This window comes from Streptomyces sp. S4.7 (assembly GCF_010384365.1).
Lineage (GTDB): Bacteria > Actinomycetota > Actinomycetes > Streptomycetales > Streptomycetaceae > Streptomyces.
Window position 1 is genome coordinate 3,780,514 of sequence record NZ_CP048397.1, and the last position, 20,105, is coordinate 3,800,618.

The following is a 20,105-nucleotide window of genomic DNA, read 5'->3' on the forward strand; positions in this document are numbered from 1 at the left end:
GAGGGGCTCACCGTTGGAAGACGCCACACTCGGCGGCGTGAACGACCAGGATCTCCTGGCACGCCACGTCGCGGGGGATCCCGACGCCTTCGGTGAGCTCGTACGACGCCACCGCGACCGCCTGTGGGCCGTGGCGCTGCGCACTCTGGGAGACCGCGAGGAAGCCGCCGACGCCGTGCAGGACGCGCTCGTGTCCGCCTTCCGCGCGGCTCACACCTTCCGTGGCCAGTCCGCCGTCACGACCTGGCTGCACCGCATCACCGTCAACGCCTGCCTCGACCGGGCGAGGAAAGCCGCCTCCCGCAAGACGTCTCCCGTGGACGACACGGAGCGCCTTGAGCAGCTGCTAGAACCAGAGGAGTCCGCCGAGGCCCCCGCCGAGCGCCAGGACCTCCACCGCCAGCTTCTCGCCGCCCTCGCCAAGCTGCCCGCCGACCAGCGGGCCGCCCTGGTCCTGGTCGACATGCAGGGGTACCCCGTGGCGGAGGCCGCCCAGGTCCTCGGCGTACCCGTCGGGACCATAAAGAGCCGCTGCGCACGCGGCCGGGCGAGACTGCTGCCGATGCTCACCCATCTCCGGGAGTACACCGGAGGAACGAGCGAGACCCACAGTACGGGCGCGAGAGCCCTCCTCGGACCACAGAGGAACCGGACGGCGGGCACATCCGTCCAACCGGAGCCGGGACCAGAGGACAGAGGACCGGACACAGGGCTGGACACCGGACCAGACGCGGGACCACAGGGTCCTGCCGCCGTGAAGGGAGGAGGTGGGCGAGCGTGACGACCACGACGGGCACGACCGAGCACCCCGACGTCTCGGAGATCTCCGACCTCACGGAAGGCCTCCTCTCCCCCGCGCGGAGCACCGAGGTGCGCGAGCACTTGGACGGCTGCGCGCTCTGCGCCGCTGTGCACGAGTCGCTGGAGGAGATCCGCGGCCTGCTGGGTTCACTGCCCGGCCCGCCGCGGATGCCCGCCGACGTGGCCGCGCGGGTCGACGTCGCGCTGGCCGCCGAGGCGCTACTGAACGCGACCGCCGATGTTTCACGTGAAACATCGCGCACCACCGAAACCACCACCGAAACCACCACCGAAACCACCACCGACAGCAACGCCGACACCGCCTCACACGAGCCGGAGCGGGACTCCGCGCCCGAGCGAGAGGCAGAGCCCGCCCCCACGGCGGTCACGCCCGGCGCCACCGCGCCCGGTGCGACCGCCCCCGACGCTCCCCGGGCGGACCGCCCCGCCGGACGCCCACGGGCGGCCACCGGCCCCGGTCGCACCCGCCGACTGCGCCGCCGTCGCGGCGCGATCCTCGGTGCAGTGTTCGGAACGGCCGCGATCGGCGTGAGCGTCCTGCTGTTCCAGACGGCATCGTCCAACGGCGGCGGTGACTACAAGGCAGACGCGGGAGCGAGCCAGGCCGACAGCAGCGGAGACGTTTTCTCCGGCACCGGGATCCAGGACAAGGTCCACTCCCTCCTCGCCTCCACCCCCGCCAGCGGTATGCCTCAGATGGCGGACGGCGGGACCGAGGGCGAGAACTCCACCAAGGAAGGGACCACGGCCTCACCGAGGGCCCTGGCCCAGCTGCCGCCCTGTGTCCAGCAGGCGACGGGCCGTACGGATTCGCCGCTCGCCGCCGAGAAGGGCACGTACAACGGCGTCGAAGCCTTCCTCGTCGTGCTCTCGGATCCCGTCGACGGCAGCGTCGTGCGGGCCTACGTCATCGATGCCGCCTGCGTCGATGTCACCCCGCACGTCAAGGGTGACCTCCTGCTCACGAAGACCTATCCCCGCCACTGACACACTGCCCCGCGTCGCCGGGACCTCGTGGGAATGCGAGGCCCGTAGGATCCGTTGGGTGGGGTGAGAGTCTGAACCGCCCCCGTTGGCAGTAGCAGGCAGTCTGCAGAGACGAGGAAGAAACCCGTGAGCGACGTCCGTAATGTGATCATCATCGGCTCTGGGCCGGCCGGCTACACGGCCGCGCTGTACACCGCACGTGCGTCGCTGCATCCCCTCGTGTTCGAGGGTGCTGTCACGGCGGGTGGCGCGCTGATGAACACCACCGATGTGGAGAACTTCCCCGGCTTCCGCGACGGCATCATGGGTCCCGATCTGATGGACAACATGCGGGCGCAGGCCGAGCGGTTCGGCGCCGAGCTCGTACCGGACGACATCATCTCCGTCGATCTGGCGGGGGAGGTCAAGACGGTCACCGACACGGCGGGCACCGTCCACCGCGCCAAGGCCGTGATCGTCACGACCGGCTCGCAGCACCGCAAGCTCGGGCTGCCCCGCGAGGACGCCCTCTCCGGACGCGGTGTCTCCTGGTGTGCCACGTGTGACGGGTTCTTCTTCAAGGACCAGGACATCGCCGTGATCGGCGGCGGCGACACCGCGATGGAGGAGGCCACCTTCCTCTCCCGGTTCGCCAAGTCGGTCACGATCGTCCACCGCCGTGACACCCTGCGGGCCTCCAAGGCCATGCAGGACCGGGCCTTCGCCGACCCGAAGATCCGGTTCGCCTGGGACAGCGCGGTCGAGGAGATCCACGGCGAGCAGAAGCTCTCCGGTCTGACCCTGCGCAACACCAAGAGCGGTGAGACGTCGGAGCTTGCGGTGACCGGGCTGTTCATCGCCGTGGGCCACGACCCGCGCACCGAGCTCTTCAAGGGCCAGCTCGACCTCGACGGCGAGGGTTACCTCACGGTCGACGCGCCCTCGACGCGCACCAACCTCACGGGTGTCTTCGCCGCCGGCGACGTCGTCGACCACACCTACCGTCAGGCGATCACCGCCGCGGGCACCGGTTGTTCCGCGGCCCTCGACGCCGAGCGCTTCCTCTCCGCGCTCGCCGACGGCGAGAAGGCCGCCGAGCCGGAGAAGACCGCGTCCGTCTGACCGTCCATACCGATCCACACCCCACGAAGTTAAGGAGGCCGCCGTGGCCGGCGACCTGAAGCATGTGACCGACGCCTCGTTCGAGGAGGACGTCCTCAAGAGCGACAAGCCCGTACTGGTGGACTTCTGGGCCGCCTGGTGCGGACCGTGCCGCCAGATCGCTCCGTCGCTCGAAGCCATCGCGGCCGAGCACGGGGACAAGATCGAGGTCGTCAAGCTCAACATCGACGAGAACCCCGCCACCGCAGCCAAGTACGGGGTCATGTCCATCCCGACGCTGAACGTCTACCAGAACGGCGAGGTCGCCAAGACCATCGTCGGCGCCAAGCCCAAGGCCGCCATCGTGCGCGACCTGGAGGGCTTCATCGGCGAAGGCTCGTCGGTGGGCAAGTAACACCACGCGCGGCACACAACGCGGCGCGATGTTTCACGTGAAACGGGCCCGTCCCCTCTCTCAGGGGGACGGGCCCTTTCATGTCTGATCCAAGGGATCACAACGGCCTGAGCGCAGGGTCCTTCTGGACCGCTCCCAGCAGCCTGTCCAGCGCGTGCTCGACGTCTTCCTTCCAGGAGAGCGTCGTCCGCAGATCAAGTCTGAGCCGTGGGTACGTCAGATGCGTCCTCACGGTCTTGAAGCCCACCGCCAGCAGATGGTCCGCCGGCAGCACGCACGCCGACTCCTTCCAGCGCGCGTCCCCGAACGCCTCGATCGCCTTGAACTCACGTCGCAGCAGATCCTTCGCGACGGTCTGCACCATCACCCGGCCGAGTCCCTGCCCCCGATAGCCCGGCATGATCCAGCCGGTCATCAGCTGTACGGCGTCGGGGGAGACCGGACTCGTCGGAAACGCCGTGGCGCGGGGCACGTACGCCGGAGGCGCGTACAGAACGAAGCCGACGGGCACGTCGTCCACATAGACCAACCGGCCGCACGACCCCCACTCCAGCAGGACGGCCGAGATCCAGGCTTCCTTCTCCTGCCGGGCCCGGCCGGCTCCTACCGCCGCTTCTCCCCTGACCGGATCAAGCTCCCAGAAGACGCACTCCCTGCACCGTTCGGGGAGGTCGGGAAGGTTGTCCAGCGTGAGCGGTACGAGCCGACGCCCCATCGAGGCAGTTCCTCACTTCCTACGCCTGCCGCGCCACGAGCCGCGGACAGAGCGCTGCGCTCCCGAAGCAGGCTGCCGACGAAGCCGCCGACGACCCCCAGACCGAGTCCAGCAGACACCAGTCGGCTGCGGCTCCCCAATTGCATGGCCCCGCCCTTCCTCTGTGGTGGATCAAGGTGGATGCGCCATACCAGAACGCATCGTATCCACCCAGAGGTGCCTCGCACACCGGGAGACGGCAAAGGGCGGGCCCGTGTTCCGGTACGCACCGGACAAGGCCCGCCCTGATGGCGGTACGCCGAACGTCAGCGCTCGTCCGGCTCCAGTCCGGTCGACCGGTCCGGGCCGTCCACGCCGTCGGTGTCGTCCTCTTCCGAATCGTCGAGTCCCCGCTCCAGTACCCGCCCCTCACCCGGAGCGAGTGTGCCGAGGATGCGCTCCAGATCGACCAGCGAGGCGAACTCGACGGTGATCTTCCCCTTCCTCTGACCGAGGTCGACCTTCACCCGGGTCTCGAAGCGGTCCGACAGGCGGGAGGCCAGATCGTTCAGCGCAGGCGACGGCAGGGCTCCGGCCCGCGGGCCCTTCTGCCGGGCGGCGCTCTTCGGCCGCGACCCCATGAGGGTCACGATCTCCTCGACGGCACGCACCGAAAGCCCCTCGGCCACGATGCGGTGGGCGAGCCTGTCCTGCTCGTCGGAGTCGTCCACCGAGAGCAGCGCCCTGGCGTGCCCGGCCGACAGCACTCCGGCCGCGACCCTGCGCTGTACGGGAAGGGAGAGCCGCAGCAGCCGCAGCGTGTTGGAGACCTGCGGGCGCGAGCGCCCGATCCGGTCGGCCAGCTGATCGTGCGTGCAGTGGAAGTCCTTGAGCAACTGGTCGTAGGCCATGGCCTCTTCCAGCGGATTCAGCTGTGCGCGGTGCAGGTTCTCCAGGAGCGCGTCCAGGAGCAGCTTCTCGTCCTCGGTGGCCCGGACGATCGCCGGGATGGCCTCCAGACCGGCTTCCCGGCAGGCCCTCCAGCGCCGCTCGCCCATGATGAGCTCGAAGCGCTCCGGCCCCAACTGCCGTACGACGATGGGCTGGAGCAGTCCCACCTCCTTGATGGAGGTGACCAGTTCGGCGAGAGCGTCCTCGTCGAACACCTCTCGGGGCTGCCGGGGGTTCGGCGTGATGTAGTCCATCGGTACTTCGGCGAAGTACACGCCTTCCGGCGGAGCCACCTCGGCCGGGGCCGGAGTGTCCTGGGCGGGAATCTCCGCTGCCGTCGGCGCGGCCGACTGCGGCAGCGTCGCCACCTTGGCGGCGGCGATACCCCGCTCCGCCGTCATCACCGATGCGGATCCCGAGGAGGGAGCGTCCCCGGCGGACGACGCCTGCTTCTCCTGTGGAGCAGGGGGGATCAGCGCATTGAGCCCGCGTCCCAAACCTCTACGTCGGTCGCTCACTGCGTCCCCTCCGAAATGCTCTGCTGACTGTTGCCGATTGCGTGGGCATGCTTGACGTCATAGCTCATGCCGACCCCACGCAGGGCGATTTCACGAGCGGCCTCGAGGTACGACAAGGAGCCGCTGGAACCCGGATCATAGGTCAGTACCGTCTGCCCGTAGCTCGGTGCCTCCGAGATGCGCACCGACCGGGGGATGCTCGTCCGCAGCACCTCCTCACCGAAGTGGCCGCGGACCTCGTCCGCCACCTGGGAGGCGAGCCGGGTCCGGCCGTCGTACATGGTGAGCAGAATCGTGGACACGTGAAGGGTCGGGTTCAGATGCGCCCGCACCAGGTCCACGTTGCGGATCAACTGCCCCAGTCCTTCGAGCGCGTAGTACTCGCACTGGATGGGGATCAGCACCTCGGCGCCGGCGACCAGCGCGTTGACGGTCAGCAGACCGAGCGAGGGCGGACAGTCGATCAGGATGTAGTCCAGCGGCTGCTCGTACGCCTCGATCGCCCGCTGAAGGCGGCTCTCCCGCGCGACCAGCGACACCAGCTCGATCTCCGCACCGGCGAGGTCGATGGTGGCGGGCGCGCAGAAGAGACCTTCGACGTCCACGACGGGCTGGACCACCTCGGAGAGCGGCTTGCTCTCCACCAGGACGTCGTAGATGGAGGGGACTTCGGCGTGATGGTCGATCCCGAGCGCCGTGGAGGCGTTGCCCTGTGGATCGAGGTCGACCACCAGGACTCGCGCACCGTGGAGCGCGAGCGAGGCGGCGAGGTTGACGGTGGTCGTGGTCTTGCCGACGCCGCCCTTCTGGTTGGCGACAACCATGACCCGCGTCTGCTCGGGGCGTGGCAGGCCCTCACCGGCGCGACCCAGTGCCTCCACGGCCAGCTGGGCTGCACGGCCGATGGGGGTGTCGTCCATCGGGGGCGGCGATGTTTCACGTGAAACATCGCCGCCCGACGACTCGGAACGGGGGCCGGGGACCGGATCGGTCATCGGTCCCGCGATGTTGGCGTCGGACCGCAAGGATTCACTCTCCTCGACTTCAGGCTCGCAATGGGAAGAGCCTGCCATGCTTTCGGGGTCATGAACCAGCGAGGCCCGTGGTTCTGTGGATGAATCCATATCTGTGGCCAACCCTGTACCCCTTACGAGGGGTTTCTTGCCCCGCGGTGCGGGAGCGGCGCGACCTCGGCCGATGATGCCCTGCAGCAGTGAGCGACGTTTCACGTGAAACACGATGCACTCGCCGCAGGGCTGGACCGTCACGACACTCCGCAGTGGATGGTCATGGCTGCTTCGATGGAGCATCACCGGCCGCCCGCACCGGCGATGGTCCAGACATCACCGGCGGCGGCGCACCCGGTCCGCTCGGGCGGCCTTGGCGCGCTTGGCGGCGAACCGCACCCCGCCGGGGCTCTCCCCGACCTCTGCCCGCACCACCGTGGCGGGCGGATCCACCAGGCCCTCACCGACCCGCAGCACCGAGGACTCGATCACACCGAGCTTACTCAGGGCCGACCGGGCGCCCTTCAGCTCCTCTTCGGCCGTGTCCCCCTTGAGCGCCAGCATCTCTCCGTACGGGCGCAGCAGCGGTACGCCCCAGCCGGCCAGCCGGTCCAGCGGTGCCACGGCGCGGGCCGTCACCACATGGACGGGCTGGAGGCTGCCGAGGACTTCCTCGGCACGCCCACGTACCACCGTCACATGGTCCAGGCCCAGCAGCTCGACCACTTCCTGGAGGAAGTTCGTCCGCCGCAGCAGCGGCTCCAGCAGGGTGATCCGCAGATCCGGGCGCACCAGCGCCAGCGGGATCCCCGGCAGCCCCGCGCCCGAGCCGACATCACAGACGCTCACGCCCTCGGGCACGACCTCGGAGAGCACCGCACAGTTCATCAGATGCCGCTCCCAGAGCCGCGGCACCTCGCGCGGCCCGATGAGGCCGCGGGTGACCCCCGCGTCGGCGAGGAGCTCCGCGTACCGGACGGCCGCCGGGAAGGCCTCGCCGAACACCGTCCTCGCCTCTTCCGGCGCGGGGGGAAGCTCTCCTGCTTCCGTCACGGGAACCGTCCTTCCGTTCTGAACCACCGGACCGTGGCTCATGGTCACTGTCTCGCTGACAAAGTTCGGCCCCGCCTGTGGACAGACGGGGCCGAGAACCGAGAGAACGCTCAGGCAGGGAGCACGACGACGAAGCGCTGCGGCTCCTCGCCCTCGGACTCACTGCGCAGTCCGGCCGTCGCCACGGCGTCGTGCACGACCTTGCGCTCGAAAGGCGTCATGGGGTTCAGCTTCACCGGCTCACCGGTGCTCTTCACCTCGTCGGCCGTCTTGGCGCCCAGCTCGGCGAGCTCCGTGCGCTTCTTCGCCCGGAAGCCGCCGATGTCCAGCATGAGCCGGCTGCGGTCGCCGGTCTCCCGGTGGACCGCAAGCCGCGTCAGCTCCTGAAGGGCTTCGAGCACCTCGCCGTCCCGTCCGACGAGCTTCTGGAGATCACGGCCGCTCACATCGCTGATGATCGAGACCGCGGCCCGGTCGGCCTCGACGTCCATGTCGATGTCGCCGTCCAGGTCGGCGATGTCGAGCAGACCTTCGAGGTAGTCGGCCGCGATCTCCCCTTCCTGCTCAAGACGGGTGAGGGTGTCGCTGCCCTCGGCGGCGGCGGAGATGGTGCCTTCCGACACGGATGGACTCCTTCTTACTACGGGCCTGCTACAGGCTGGCTACGGGCTTCTGGGCGCTGCGCTTACTTCTTGGTCGGATGCTTGGGCCGCTGCTGGCCCTTGCGCGGCCCGGACTTCGCCCGTGCGGCCCCGTTACCGGTCTTGCGCGCCGGCTTGGGCTGGCCGTCCTGTGGCTCGTCCTTCTTCTGCAACGACGTCTTCGGCGCCTCGTCGGTGGCGTCGGAAGGCTTCGCTCCCGAGACCTTGGCCGCTGTCGGCTGACCGCCGGCCTGCCGCTTCGACTTGGGCTGGCGCTTGGGCTGCTGGCGCTTCGTCGCGTGCGACTCGCCCTCGGGCAGCGCCTCGCCCTTGATCACGGTGCCGTCGGCCTGTGCGACAAGACCGCTCTTCGACAGGCTGTTGATGAACTTACGCTCATTGTCGTTGCGGTCGGGGCCCTTGGCCACGATCGCCGAGACGATGTTGCGCCTGCGCTTCGAGCGGACCTCGTTGTGCGTGGTGATGCCCTTGAGCAGCCGCTGGAGGTACTGGTCCTGGGCCTTGCTGCCCGGAGTCGGGTTCTGGTTGATCACGTACATCTGCTGGCCCATGGTCCACACGTTGGTGGTCAGCCAGTAGACGAGGACACCGACGGGGAAGTTGATGCCCATGACCATGAAGATCACGGGGAAGATGTACATCAGCATCTTCTGCTGCTGCATGTACGGCGTCTTGACCGTCAGGTCGACGTTCTTCGTCATCAGCTGGCGCTGCGTGTAGAACTGCGACGCCGACATCAGGACGATCATGACCGCGGTGACGACGCGTACGGAGGTCAGCGTCGCGTCCAGGGTGGCGACCTTGTCGGCGCTGTCCGTGAACTTGGCCGCGAGCGGGGCGCCGAAGATGTGCGCCTGGCGCGCGCTGTCGAGCAGCGACTGGTTGATGACGCCGACCGTCTTGCCCGAGGCGATGCTGGAGAGCACGTGGTACAGGGCGAAGAAGAACGGTGACTGCGCCAGGATGGGAAGGCACGAGGAGAGCGGGTTGGTACCCGTCTCCTTGTACAGCTTCATCATCTCTTCGGACTGGCGCTGCTTGTCGTTCTTGTAGCGCTCCTGGATGGCCTTCATCTTGGGCTGAAGGACCTGCATGTTCCGGGTCGACTTGATCTGCTTGACGAACAGCGGGATCAGACAGATCCGGATCAGGACCACGAGGGACACGATGGACAGTCCCCAGGCCCAGCCCGTGTCGGGACCGAAGATCGCCCCGTACACACTGTGGAACTGGACGATGACCCAGGAGACGGGCGTGGTGATGAAACTGAAGAAACTGGCAATCGTGTCCACTAATCAAGCTCCTTGAGCATTGGACGAGGTCTCTGCGGCCGGACTCGGGGTTTCGGGGGCCGAGGCCGAATCCCCGGAAGGCACGCCGGCGGCGGACTGCCCGCCCTTGGTGCCGCGCCACGCGTTGCGCAGCAGTTCGTGCCACCGCGGGCGCTTGCGCGGCGGGACGTGGTCCACACCGCCTGGCGACCACGGATTGCACCGCAGAATGCGCCAGGCCGTCAGACCGGTGCCCTTGATCGCGCCGTGCCGGTCGATGGCCGTGTAGCCGTAGTGGGAACACGACGGGTAGTACCGGCAGACGGGCCCGAGCAACGGGCTGATCGTCCACTGGTACAGCTTGATCAGAGCCAGCAGCGGGTACTTCATCGCGCGCCCCCTCCCAGCAGCCGCTCAAGAGCGGCATCCAGGTCTCGGGCCAGCTGTGCATGGTCGGCGTCGCCCGCACCGGGCAGCGCTCGTACGACAACCAGGCTACCGGGGGCCAGCCGGGGCAGCCGATCGCGTATGAGATGGCGGAGTTTCCGCTTCACCCGCGTCCGTACGACGGCTCCGCCGACGGCTTTGCTTACGACGAAACCCGCCCGCGTCGGGGGTTCACTCTCCCCCGGCGCGTGCGGGCCCGTAGAACCGCTGCGTAGATGTACGACAAGAAGCGGGCGTCCGGCCCGGCGTCCCCGGCGTACCGCGGTCGCGAAATCCTCGCGCCGCCTCAGCCGATTCTCGGTAGGCAGCACGTCATAACCTGTAGACGATCAGGCGGACAGGTTGGCGCGACCCTTGCCACGGCGGTTCGCGAGAATCGCGCGGCCGGCACGGGTGCGCATGCGGAGCCGGAAGCCGTGGGTCTTGGCACGACGACGGTTGTTCGGCTGGAAGGTGCGCTTGCTCACTCGGGGGCTCCAGAAATGATGGTGGGAAGGCGGCAAATCGCCTGGCTGTCACCGTGCGCCCACGAGTAGCTCGCGATTACGCCCGAGTGCACCGCTTCACGACCACGGATCGTGATCCTTGCCCATCGGAGGCAGGCGGCAGCAGCCATCGACAACTCGACCTGGTCACGGTACGCGCGGCTACGCCATACGGTCAAACCAGCCAGCTGCCACGTTCCATTATGCACAGCCTGTGGACAACAACTTGAACCGCGTGGGTCGGCCTGACTACCGTGACCGAACTCCGGATTCTTTTCCGCCGGTCTTCCCACCCCGTCCCGAGAACCACACATTCGTGGGACCAGCGAGAGAGCGTGCCCTGTGGCTGACGTACCTGCCGATCTTGCCGCAGTGTGGCCACGAGTGCTGGAGCAGCTCCTCAGGGAGGGCCAGCAGGGAGTCGAGCCCAAGGACAAACAGTGGGTGGAGCGCTGCCAGCCGCTCGCCCTGGTCGCCGACACCGCACTGCTGGCCGTGCCCAACGAGTGGGGCAAGCGGGTTCTCGAAGGCCGCCTCGCCCCGCTCATCAGCGAGACCCTGAGCCGCGAGTGCGGCCGGCCGATCCGTATCGCCATCACGGTCGACGACTCGGCGGGCGAGCCCGCCCCGCTGCCGCAGCAGAGCCGCTACCAGAGCTCGCAGCACGACGACGGGCGCGACCCCCGTGACTCCCGGCACGACGACCCGAGGCACGACGCCCCGCGTCCGGAGGACTCCCGGCACGACGACATGCGCCCGGACGGCGGCTACCACCCCTACGGCCGCCGGTCCGACGACGACGGCATGCCGACGGCCAGGCCCGCGTACCCCGACTACCAGCAGCAGCGCCCCGACCCCGGGGCCTGGCCGCGGACGCAGGAGGACCTGTCCTGGCAGCAGCAGCGGCTCGGCGGCTTCCACGACCGTGACCCGTACGCGACCGCGCGACCGCAGCAGCCCCAGCACGACTACCGGCCGCCGCAGTCACCGGAGAGCCGGCCGTACGAGCAGCAGCGCCCCGAGCGGCACGACCTGGACCCGCAGCAGTCCCGGCACGCCGGCCGGGGCGGGGCGACCGGACCGCTCGGCGCACAGGCGTCTCCGCCGCCGGGGCCGGGTGAGCATCACGCGCGCCTCAACCCCAAGTACCTCTTCGACACCTTCGTCATCGGGGCGTCCAACCGGTTCGCGCACGCGGCGGCCGTCGCGGTCGCGGAGGCGCCGGCCAAGGCGTACAACCCGCTGTTCATCTACGGCGAGTCCGGACTCGGCAAGACGCACCTGCTGCACGCCATCGGCCACTACGCGCGCAGCCTCTATCCCGGCACGCGGGTGCGGTACGTGAGTTCGGAGGAGTTCACCAACGAGTTCATCAACTCCATCCGCGACGGCAAGGGCGACACCTTCCGCAAGCGCTACCGGGACGTCGACATCCTGCTCGTCGACGACATCCAGTTCCTGGCGAGCAAGGAGTCGACGCAGGAGGAGTTCTTCCACACCTTCAACACGCTCCACAACGCCAACAAGCAGATCGTGCTGTCCTCGGACCGGCCGCCCAAGCAGCTGATCACCCTGGAGGACCGGCTGCGCAACCGCTTCGAGTGGGGCCTGACCACCGACGTGCAGCCGCCGGAGCTGGAGACACGTATCGCGATCCTCCGTAAGAAGGCCGTGCAGGAGCAGCTGAACGCGCCGCCGGAGGTACTGGAGTTCATCGCCTCGCGGATCTCACGCAACATCCGCGAGCTGGAGGGCGCGCTGATCCGGGTGACGGCGTTCGCCTCGCTCAACCGGCAGCCGGTGGACCTCGGGCTGACCGAGATCGTGCTCAAGGACCTCATCCCGGGCGGTGAGGACTCGGCCCCCGAGATCACCGCGGGCGCCATCATGGCGGCGACGGCCGACTACTTCGGGCTGACCGTGGAGGACCTCTGCGGGTCGTCGCGCAGCCGGGTGCTGGTGACGGCCCGCCAGATCGCGATGTACCTCTGCCGGGAGCTGACCGACCTGTCGCTGCCCAAGATCGGCGCGCAGTTCGGCAACCGCGACCACACCACCGTGATGCACGCGGACCGCAAGATCCGCGCGCTGATGGCCGAGCGGCGCTCCATCTACAACCAGGTCACCGAACTCACCAACCGCATCAAGAACGGCTGACGCGACCGGCGAACACCTCACGGCCGGCCCTCGGGCGCTTCGGGACACCGTCCCGGAGCGCCCTTCGTCATGTCCGGCGGGTGATCGGGACACGACAGGCGCTCAACCGCTGTTCGAATACGGGTCGTCGAGGGCCACTTCTCCACAGAGAACGGCCCTGTCTGCCGTCCACACCCTGGGGATCGATAAGTTGTCCAGACTGCGTCCACAGGCTGGCCGGCCGGAATTGGATCATGCCAGGTCAGACCCCTGGGGATTTGTGGCCAACTCTCCTCCACAGCCTGTGGACAGTTTTCTCGCCCACAGGACCGAGGTCCGGTTGTCCACCGGCGGCCCACAGGCAGCGGGCCGTTGCCCACAGCTTCGGCCCGCTTCTCCACACCGCTGTCCACTGTTCGGCAACAGAACACGTCTGTTCACCGTGTCGAGTGAAAGGCGTCACACCGAGGTTGTCCGGGACCCTGTGGGGAACCCCGGAAAAGCTGGGGACGACCCTGGGGAGAAGTCGGGGTGTCCTGTGCACCGGCTGTGCAGAACTTTCGGCCGTCCACAGAGCGACGGGGTTGTCCACCGTCGGCGCCCACAGGACCGGTGGACAAAAAAGCGGGTCCGACCTGCGAAAACGACGTTATCCACGGAATCCACAGGCCCTACTACTACTAACACCTGGAGTTACCTGGGAATCCGCTTGGAAGTGGGTGCTGTGCACAACTCGGCGCCGGACCGCGCCCGGCCGGTCGTCGCGACTTGACCCCGAGCAGCACCGAGTGTCGGTGCGGTACGTCAGACTGGTCCCCGGCAACCTCACCCTGCCCATGGCGGAGTGAGCTCATGCCGACGACGAAGAAGGCCGGCAGGGCGAGTCAGCAACAGCAGGAGGCGGTTCCGGTGAAGATCCGGGTGGAGCGCGATGTACTGGCGGAGGCGGTGGCCTGGGTGGCCCGCAGCCTCCCGGCCCGTCCGCCGGCCCCCGTTCTTGCGGGCCTTCTGCTGAAGGCCGAGGAGGGCGCGCTCAGCTTCTCCAGCTTCGACTACGAGGTCTCGGCCCGGGTCTCGGTGGACGCCGAGGTGGAGGAGGACGGCACCGTCCTCGTCTCCGGCCGGCTCCTCGCCGACATCTGCCGTGCCCTGCCCAACCGGCCGGTGGAGATTTCCACAGACGGTGTACGGGCGACGGTGGTCTGCGGCTCCTCCCGGTTCACCCTGCACACACTGCCTGTGGACGAGTACCCGGCACTGCCGCAGATGCCGACCGCCACCGGCACCGTGCCCGGTGAGGTCTTCGCCTCCGCCGCCGCCCAGGTGGCCATCGCCGCGGGCCGTGACGACACGCTCCCGGTGCTCACCGGCGTACGGATCGAGATCGAGGGCGACACGGTCACCCTCGCCTCGACCGACCGCTACCGCTTCGCGGTCCGCGACTTCCTGTGGAAGCCGGAGGTCTCCGACATCTCCGCGGTCGCCCTGGTGCCCGCCAAGACGCTCCTGGACACCGCCAAGGCGCTCACCAGCGGCGACACGGTCACACTCGCCCTCTCGGGCTCCGGTGCGGGCGAAGGGCTGATCGGTTTCGAGGGCGCGGGCCGGCGGACGACCACGCGGCTGCTCGAAGGCGACCTCCCGAAGTACCGGACGCTGTTCCCGACGGAGTTCAACTCGGTCGCGGTGATCGAGACGGCGCCGTTCGTCGAGGCCGTCAAGCGTGTGGCGCTGGTCGCCGAGCGCAACACCCCCGTGCGGCTCAGCTTCGAGCAGGGCGTGCTCATCCTCGAAGCCGGTTCCAGTGACGACGCACAGGCTGTGGAGAGGGTCGACGCGAATCTCGACGGCGACGACATCTCGATCGCCTTCAACCCGACGTTCCTGCTCGACGGCCTCAGCGCCATCGACTCGCCGGTCGCGCAGCTCTCCTTCACGACCTCCACCAAGCCGGCGCTCCTCAGCGGAAAGCCGGCGCTCGACGCCGAGGCCGACGACGCGTACAAGTACCTGATCATGCCGGTGCGGCTGTCGGGCTGACCACGCGTCCCGCCGGGCCGTCGGTGCGCCGCCCACGGCCGGGGCGGTGTCACCGAGCCGTCCCACCGGGCCCGGCGTAGGCTCGGGCCGGGGACGCGGCACTGTCGCCGCCCGCCCCGCGCCTGAACGATTGTCGGCTCAACGCTTAAGGAACATTGATGGAGCTCGGTCTCGTCGGCCTCGGCAAGATGGGCGGCAACATGCGCGAGCGCATCCGCCGCGCAGGCCACACCGTCATCGGATACGACCGGAACGCGGACGTCGCGGATGTCCACAGCCTCGAAGAGCTGGTGAGCAAGCTCAAGGGCCCCCGTGTCGTCTGGGTGATGGTCCCCTCCGGTGCGGCGACGCAGTCCACGATCGACGAGCTGGCGGGGCTGCTGTCCCCGGGCGACGTGGTCGTGGACGGCGGCAACTCGCGCTGGACGGACGACGAGAAGCACGGGGTGGAGCTGGGCATCAAGGGCATCGGCTTCGTCGACTGCGGTGTCTCTGGCGGTGTCTGGGGCCTTCAGAACGGCTACGCGCTGATGTACGGCGGCGACGCCGATCACGTGGCGAAGGTCCAGCCGATCTTCGACGCCCTGAAGCCGGAGGGCGACCGCGGCTCGGTCCACGCGGGCAAGGTCGGCGCCGGTCACTTCGCCAAGATGGTCCACAACGGCATCGAGTACGCCATGATGCAGGCCTACGCCGAGGGCTGGGAGCTGCTGGAGAAGGTCGACTCGGTCACCGACGTCCGCGAGGTCTTCCGCTCCTGGCAGGACGGCACGGTCATCCGTTCCTGGCTGCTGGACCTGGCGGTCAACGCGCTGGACGGCGACGAGCACCTGGACGCCCTCCGGGGCTACGCCGCCGACTCCGGCGAGGGCCGGTGGACGGTCGAGGCGGCCATCGACCACGCGGTGCCGCTGCCCGCGATCACGGCGTCGCTGTTCGCCCGGTTCGCGTCCCGGCAGGACGACTCGCCGCAGATGAAGATGGTCGCCGCGCTCCGCAACCAGTTCGGTGGCCACGCGGTCGAGCAGGCGGACGAGAGCACGCCGGGCAAGCCCGGTAAGCCCGTCAAGCCGGCCGGTCCCAAGAACAAGTAGCAGCCGTTCGCCCACGCGGCGGTGCCAGAGCGGGGAGGTCGGCGCGGTCCATGCACGTCACGCATCTGTCGCTGGCCGACTTCCGCTCGTACGCCCGGATCGAGGTGCCGCTCGATCCGGGCGTCACCGCGTTCGTGGGGGCGAACGGGCAGGGGAAGACCAATCTGGTCGAGGCCGTCGGCTATCTCGCCTCGCTCGGCAGCCACCGGGTCTCCTCGGACACCCCGCTGGTGCGGATGGGCGCCGAGCGCGCCGTGATCCGGGCCGCCGTCACCCAGGGCGAGCGCTCGCAGCTGATCGAGCTCGAACTCAATCCGGGCCGCGCGAACAGGGCCAGGATCAACAGGTCGTCGCAGGTCAGACCACGTGACGTGCTGGGAATAGTGCGGACGGTGCTGTTCGCGCCCGAGGACCTGGCGCTGGTGAAGGGCGATCCCGGTGAGCGCCGGCGCTTCCTCGACGAGCTGATCACGGCGCGCTCGCCGCGCATGGCGGGCGTGCGCTCGGACTACGACCGGGTGCTCAAGCAGCGCAACACCCTGCTGAAGTCGGCGGCGATGGCCCGGCGGCACGGCGGGCGCGGGATGGATCTGTCCACGCTCGACGTATGGGACCAGCATCTGGCCCAGGTCGGCGCGGAGTTGCTGGCCCAGCGGCTGGATCTGATCGAGACGCTTCAGCCGCTGACGGACAAGGCGTACGAGCAACTGGCGCCCGGAGGCGGACCGGTGGCGCTGGAGTACCGTTTCTCCTCCGCCGGTTCCGAGGGCGGCGAGGTGCCGCGTTCCCGCGAGGAGCTGTACGCGCGGCTGATGGAGGCGCTGGCGGGGACCCGCAAGCAGGAGATCGAGCGGGGGGTCACGCTGGTGGGTCCGCACCGGGACGAACTGCTGCTGAAGCTCGGCCAGTTGCCGGCCAAGGGGTACGCCAGCCACGGCGAGTCCTGGTCGTACGCGCTGGCCCTGCGGCTGGCCTCGTACGACCTGCTGCGCGGTGAGGGCAACGAGCCGGTGCTCGTCCTCGACGACGTCTTCGCGGAACTGGACGCGCGGCGCCGGGAGCGGCTGGCGGAGCTGGTCGCGCCGGGCGAGCAGGTGTTGGTCACGGCCGCGGTGAACGATGACGTGCCGGGCGTTCTGGCCGGGGTGCGGTACACGGTGGCCGACGGCACGGTGGAGCGGACATGAGGGGCCCCGAACGGCCGGAGCGGTCCGCGAGGACCGGCGGCGCGTCCGCCGCGCCGCCCGATCCGGCCGCCGGGAGCGCGGGGCTGTCGGCGGTGCCCGATCCGGCAGCGCCGGCCCCCGCCGAGTCGTCGGGGGTCGATCTGGCCCGGGTGGCTCTGCGGGCGGCGAAGGAACAGGCGCGGGCCCGTGGCGCGGCGGCCCAGCAGAAGAAGCAGGCCCGCCGGGGGGGCGGTCTGCGCTCGGGTTCGGGCGCCGACGGCCGCGATCCGCTGTCGCTGGGCGCCGCGATCAACCGGCTGATCACCGAGCGCGGCTGGGAGACGCCCGCCGCCGTGGGCGGTGTGATGGGCCGCTGGCCGCAGATCGTGGGCGACGACCTGGCCAAGCACTGTGTGCCCGAGCGGTACGAGGAGAACGAGCGGATCCTGACGGTGATCTGCGACTCGACGGCCTGGGCGACGCAGCTGCGGCTGCTGGCCCCCCGCCTGGTGGCACGGCTGAACGAGGACCTGGGGCACGGCACGGTGAAGGTGATCAAGGTGCGTGGCCCGGCCGGTCCCCCACGGCGCTTCGGCGCGCTGCGGGCCCCGGGCAGCAAGGGCCCGGGGGACACGTACGGCTGAGCGGGGGCGCCCCGGCACCGGGCGCGTACGGCTGCCGGGGGGCGTACGCCGGTACGGCTTTGCCCCGGCCCGGCGGCAGGGCAGGTCCCGTACGGCTGAGCGGGCCGCACCGCCGTTGACCGCCCCGTCGTTCGCGACCGCTCCGACGAGCTCCGCGAGGCGCCGCGAAGGCCCCAACAGCCCCTTCAGGGGCCTCACTTCAAACCTCTGCCATCGGGTCACTCCCGGCCTCTGCGGGGAGTGCTGTGACCTCGTCGTACGCCGACGGAGGGTGAGGTGTCCCGCACCGTAGCCGGAGGTTGACAGCCCGAAGCGCTCAAAGCCGGTGTGAGCCTCTTGGAGCCCCTGCCCGAATATGGGGAGTCGGCAGCCGCCGGTTCAGGGCGGCACATGCGGACTCAGGTACCTGCAAACCCCCATTCGGGTCGCCGCTACCGGTAGACTGGTGAGGAATCCCGCCTTGCAGGCGGGACTCGCCTACCAAGACTGTCAAACACTGTCGCAAGCCGAACGACGCAGCCGCTCCCGCCTGCCCGGAGAACGGCCTGTGCTGTGCCAGAAAGGGCGCTTCGTGGCCGATTCCGGCAACCCCAACGAGAACACTCCGTCCGTAGCCACCGGCGAGAACGGCGAGGTAACAGGCTCGTACAACGCCAGTGCCATCACGGTGCTGGAGGGCCTGGACGCGGTCCGTAAGCGTCCCGGTATGTACATCGGCTCGACCGGTGAACGTGGCCTTCATCACCTGGTGACCGAGGTCGTCGACAACTCCGTCGACGAGGCCCTGGCCGGGCACGCGGACACCATCGATGTCACGATCCTCGCCGACGGCGGCGTGCGCGTGGTCGACAACGGCCGCGGTATCCCCGTGGGCATCGTCCCGTCCGAGGGCAAGCCGGCCGTCGAGGTCGTGCTGACGGTGCTGCACGCGGGCGGCAAGTTCGGCGGCGGCGGTTACTCCGTCTCCGGCGGTCTGCACGGCGTGGGTGTCTCCGTGGTGAACGCGCTGTCGACGAAGGTCGCCGTCGAGGTCAAGACCGACGGCTACCGCTGGACGCAGGACTACAAGCTCGGGGTGCCGACGGCGCCGCTGGCGCGCAACGAGGCGACGGACGAGTCGGGCACGACGGTCACCTTCTGGGCCGACCCGGACGTCTTCGAGACCACGGAGTACTCCTTCGAGACGCTGTCGCGGCGCTTCCAGGAGATGGCCTTCCTCAACAAGGGCCTGACCCTGAAGCTGACCGACGAGCGCGAGTCGGCGAAGGCCGTCGTGGGAGCCGACATCGCGGGCACGGACTCGGCCGAGACCCCCGGCGAGGAGCCGGTGCGCAGCGTCACGTACTTCTACGAAGGCGGCATCGTCGATTTCGTGAAGTACCTGAACTCCCGCAAGGGCGAGCTGATCCACCCCACGGTCATCGACATCGACGCCGAGGACAAGGAGCGGATGCTCTCGGTGGAGATCGCGATGCAGTGGAACTCGCAGTACAGCGAGGGTGTGTACTCCTTCGCGAACACGATCCACACGCATGAGGGCGGTACGCACGAGGAGGGCTTCCGCGCGGCGATGACCGGCCTGGTCAACCGCTACGCGCGCGAGAAGAAGTTCCTGCGCGAGAAGGACGACAACCTGGCGGGCGAGGACATCCGCGAGGGTCTGACGGCGATCATCTCGGTGAAGCTCGGCGAGCCGCAGTTCGAGGGCCAGACGAAGACCAAGCTCGGCAACACGGAGGCGAAGACCTTCGTACAGAAGATCGTGCACGAGCACCTGACGGACTGGTTCGACCGGCATCCCAATGAGGCGGCCGACATCATCCGTAAGGCGATCCAGGCCGCCACGGCCCGGGTCGCGGCCCGTAAGGCGCGGGATCTGACCCGTCGCAAGGGCCTGCTGGAGTCGGCGTCGCTGCCCGGCAAGCTGAGCGACTGCCAGTCGAACGACCCGGCCAAGTGCGAGATCTTCATCGTCGAGGGCGACTCGGCCGGCGGCAGCGCGAAGTCCGGCCGCAACCCGCAGTATCAGGCCATTCTGCCGATCCGCGGAAAGATCCTGAACGTCGAGAAGGCGCGGATCGACAAGATCCTCCAGAACACCGAGGTGCAGGCGCTGATCTCGGCGTTCGGCACCGGTGTGCACGAGGACTTCGACATCGAGAAGCTCCGCTATCACAAGATCATCCTGATGGCGGACGCCGACGTCGACGGCCAGCACATCAACACACTGCTGCTGACCTTCCTCTTCCGTTTCATGCGCCCGCTGGTCGAGGCCGGGCACGTCTATCTGTCGCGCCCCCCGCTGTACAAGATCAAGTGGGGCCGGGACGACTTCGAGTACGCGTACTCCGACCGGGAGCGCGACGCCCTGGTGGAGCTGGGGAAGCAGAACGGCAAGCGGATCAGGGAAGACTCGATCCAGCGCTTCAAGGGCCTCGGTGAGATGAACGCCGAGGAGCTGCGCATCACGACGATGGACGTCGACCACCGTGTGCTCGGCCAGGTCACGCTCGACGACGCGGCGCAGGCCGACGACCTGTTCTCGGTGCTGATGGGTGAGGACGTCGAGGCCCGGCGCTCGTTCATCCAGCGCAACGCCAAGGACGTCCGCTTCCTCGACATCTGAGTCGGCC

General features: G+C 68.9%; 19 protein-coding genes. 10 read left to right on the forward strand and 9 right to left on the reverse strand.

The window, feature by feature from the left end; all coding sequences use genetic code 11:
* The first annotated feature begins 13 nt into the window (after positions 1 to 13).
* The 4 genes from sigM (at position 14) to trxA (ending at position 3,304) form a co-directional block, all read left to right on the forward strand.
* The gene (gene sigM / locus SSPS47_RS16735) at positions 14 to 781 is read left to right on the forward strand and encodes an RNA polymerase sigma factor SigM (protein ID WP_164251804.1); all 768 of its coding nucleotides are present in this window, start codon (positions 14 to 16) and stop codon (positions 779 to 781) included.
* Positions 778 to 1,809, forward strand: coding sequence for a zf-HC2 domain-containing protein (locus tag SSPS47_RS16740; RefSeq protein ID WP_164251805.1), 1,032 nt, complete (start codon positions 778 to 780; stop codon positions 1,807 to 1,809). The genes sigM and SSPS47_RS16740 overlap by 4 nt, the downstream gene beginning before the upstream one ends.
* Positions 1,810 to 1,935: 126 nt before the next feature.
* The gene (gene trxB / locus SSPS47_RS16745) at positions 1,936 to 2,910 is read left to right on the forward strand and encodes a thioredoxin-disulfide reductase (RefSeq protein ID WP_164251806.1); all 975 of its coding nucleotides are present in this window, start codon (positions 1,936 to 1,938) and stop codon (positions 2,908 to 2,910) included.
* 43 nt (positions 2,911 to 2,953) lie between these two features.
* Positions 2,954 to 3,304, forward strand: coding sequence for a thioredoxin (trxA, locus tag SSPS47_RS16750; RefSeq protein WP_164251807.1), 351 nt, complete (start codon positions 2,954 to 2,956; stop codon positions 3,302 to 3,304).
* Positions 3,305 to 3,401: 97 nt separating this feature from the next.
* Here the strand turns inward: trxA and SSPS47_RS16755 are convergent, their stop codons facing one another.
* The 9 genes from SSPS47_RS16755 to rpmH all read right to left on the reverse strand — a co-directional run bounded on the left by SSPS47_RS16755 (position 3,402) and on the right by rpmH (position 10,374).
* Positions 3,402 to 4,019: a GNAT family N-acetyltransferase gene (locus SSPS47_RS16755; RefSeq protein ID WP_164251808.1), complete on the reverse strand. Its 618-nt coding sequence runs from the start codon at positions 4,017 to 4,019 to the stop codon at positions 3,402 to 3,404.
* 305 nt (positions 4,020 to 4,324) lie between these two features.
* Positions 4,325 to 5,467, reverse strand: a complete 1,143-nt coding sequence (locus tag SSPS47_RS16760) for a ParB/RepB/Spo0J family partition protein (RefSeq protein WP_164251809.1) — start codon at positions 5,465 to 5,467, stop codon at positions 4,325 to 4,327.
* Positions 5,464 to 6,540: a ParA family protein gene (locus SSPS47_RS16765; protein WP_164251810.1), complete on the reverse strand. Its 1,077-nt coding sequence runs from the start codon at positions 6,538 to 6,540 to the stop codon at positions 5,464 to 5,466. The genes SSPS47_RS16760 and SSPS47_RS16765 overlap by 4 nt, the downstream gene beginning before the upstream one ends.
* A 270-nt stretch (positions 6,541 to 6,810) precedes the next feature.
* Positions 6,811 to 7,527 (reverse strand): 16S rRNA (guanine(527)-N(7))-methyltransferase RsmG, encoded by a 717-nt coding sequence (gene rsmG / locus SSPS47_RS16770; protein ID WP_164251811.1) that lies wholly within the window; start codon positions 7,525 to 7,527, stop codon positions 6,811 to 6,813.
* Between the two features lie 110 nt (positions 7,528 to 7,637).
* A complete protein-coding gene (locus tag SSPS47_RS16775) occupies positions 7,638 to 8,150 on the reverse strand; it encodes a R3H domain-containing nucleic acid-binding protein (protein WP_164251812.1) in 513 nt (170 codons plus the stop codon).
* A gap of 62 nt (positions 8,151 to 8,212) precedes the next feature.
* Positions 8,213 to 9,481 carry a membrane protein insertase YidC gene (gene yidC, locus SSPS47_RS16780; protein ID WP_147873161.1) on the reverse strand — a complete coding sequence of 423 codons (1,269 nt, stop codon included), beginning with the start codon at positions 9,479 to 9,481 and terminating at the stop codon, positions 8,213 to 8,215.
* Between the two features lie 3 nt (positions 9,482 to 9,484).
* Positions 9,485 to 9,850, reverse strand: a complete 366-nt coding sequence (gene yidD / locus SSPS47_RS16785; protein WP_147873162.1) for a membrane protein insertion efficiency factor YidD — start codon at positions 9,848 to 9,850, stop codon at positions 9,485 to 9,487.
* Positions 9,847 to 10,218 carry a ribonuclease P protein component gene (gene rnpA, locus SSPS47_RS16790; protein ID WP_147873163.1) on the reverse strand — a complete coding sequence of 124 codons (372 nt, stop codon included), beginning with the start codon at positions 10,216 to 10,218 and terminating at the stop codon, positions 9,847 to 9,849. The genes yidD and rnpA overlap by 4 nt, the downstream gene beginning before the upstream one ends.
* Before the next feature lie 18 nt (positions 10,219 to 10,236).
* Complete coding sequence (rpmH, locus tag SSPS47_RS16795; protein WP_014047156.1) at positions 10,237 to 10,374, reverse strand: 50S ribosomal protein L34; 138 nt, start codon at positions 10,372 to 10,374, stop codon at positions 10,237 to 10,239.
* Between the two features lie 360 nt (positions 10,375 to 10,734).
* Between rpmH and dnaA the strand changes: the two genes are divergently transcribed.
* The 6 genes from dnaA (at position 10,735) to gyrB (ending at position 20,098) form a co-directional block, all read left to right on the forward strand.
* The gene (gene dnaA, locus SSPS47_RS16800; RefSeq protein ID WP_164251813.1) at positions 10,735 to 12,549 is read left to right on the forward strand and encodes a chromosomal replication initiator protein DnaA; all 1,815 of its coding nucleotides are present in this window, start codon (positions 10,735 to 10,737) and stop codon (positions 12,547 to 12,549) included.
* 888 nt (positions 12,550 to 13,437) lie between these two features.
* On the forward strand, positions 13,438 to 14,568 hold the full coding sequence (gene dnaN, locus SSPS47_RS16805) for a DNA polymerase III subunit beta (protein ID WP_147873190.1): 1,131 nt from the start codon (positions 13,438 to 13,440) through the stop codon (positions 14,566 to 14,568).
* 158 nt (positions 14,569 to 14,726) lie between these two features.
* Positions 14,727 to 15,662, forward strand: coding sequence for a phosphogluconate dehydrogenase (NAD(+)-dependent, decarboxylating) (gnd, locus tag SSPS47_RS16810; protein ID WP_164251814.1), 936 nt, complete (start codon positions 14,727 to 14,729; stop codon positions 15,660 to 15,662).
* Positions 15,663 to 15,712: 50 nt separating this feature from the next.
* Positions 15,713 to 16,849, forward strand: coding sequence for a DNA replication/repair protein RecF (gene recF, locus SSPS47_RS16815; RefSeq protein ID WP_164251815.1), 1,137 nt, complete (start codon positions 15,713 to 15,715; stop codon positions 16,847 to 16,849).
* A complete protein-coding gene (locus SSPS47_RS16820) occupies positions 16,846 to 17,472 on the forward strand; it encodes a DciA family protein (protein WP_164251816.1) in 627 nt (208 codons plus the stop codon). The genes recF and SSPS47_RS16820 overlap by 4 nt, the downstream gene beginning before the upstream one ends.
* A gap of 547 nt (positions 17,473 to 18,019) precedes the next feature.
* The gene (gene gyrB / locus SSPS47_RS16825; protein ID WP_164251817.1) at positions 18,020 to 20,098 is read left to right on the forward strand and encodes a DNA topoisomerase (ATP-hydrolyzing) subunit B; all 2,079 of its coding nucleotides are present in this window, start codon (positions 18,020 to 18,022) and stop codon (positions 20,096 to 20,098) included.
* The last annotated feature ends 7 nt before the right edge of the window (positions 20,099 to 20,105 follow it).

What these genes read in the sequence shown, in the direction of transcription:
- SSPS47_RS16755 (WP_164251808.1), bottom strand. Translation starts at nt 4,019, where the DNA reads ATGGGGCGTCGGCTCGTACCGCTCACGCTGGACAACCTTCCCGACCTC.
- SSPS47_RS16765 (WP_164251810.1), bottom strand. Translation starts at nt 6,540, where the DNA reads ATGGCAGGCTCTTCCCATTGCGAGCCTGAAGTCGAGGAGAGTGAATCC.
- yidD (WP_147873162.1), bottom strand. Translation starts at nt 9,850, where the DNA reads ATGAAGTACCCGCTGCTGGCTCTGATCAAGCTGTACCAGTGGACGATC.
- gnd (WP_164251814.1), top strand. Translation starts at nt 14,727, where the DNA reads ATGGAGCTCGGTCTCGTCGGCCTCGGCAAGATGGGCGGCAACATGCGC.
- recF (WP_164251815.1), top strand. Translation starts at nt 15,713, where the DNA reads ATGCACGTCACGCATCTGTCGCTGGCCGACTTCCGCTCGTACGCCCGG.
- SSPS47_RS16820 (WP_164251816.1), top strand. Translation starts at nt 16,846, where the DNA reads ATGAGGGGCCCCGAACGGCCGGAGCGGTCCGCGAGGACCGGCGGCGCG.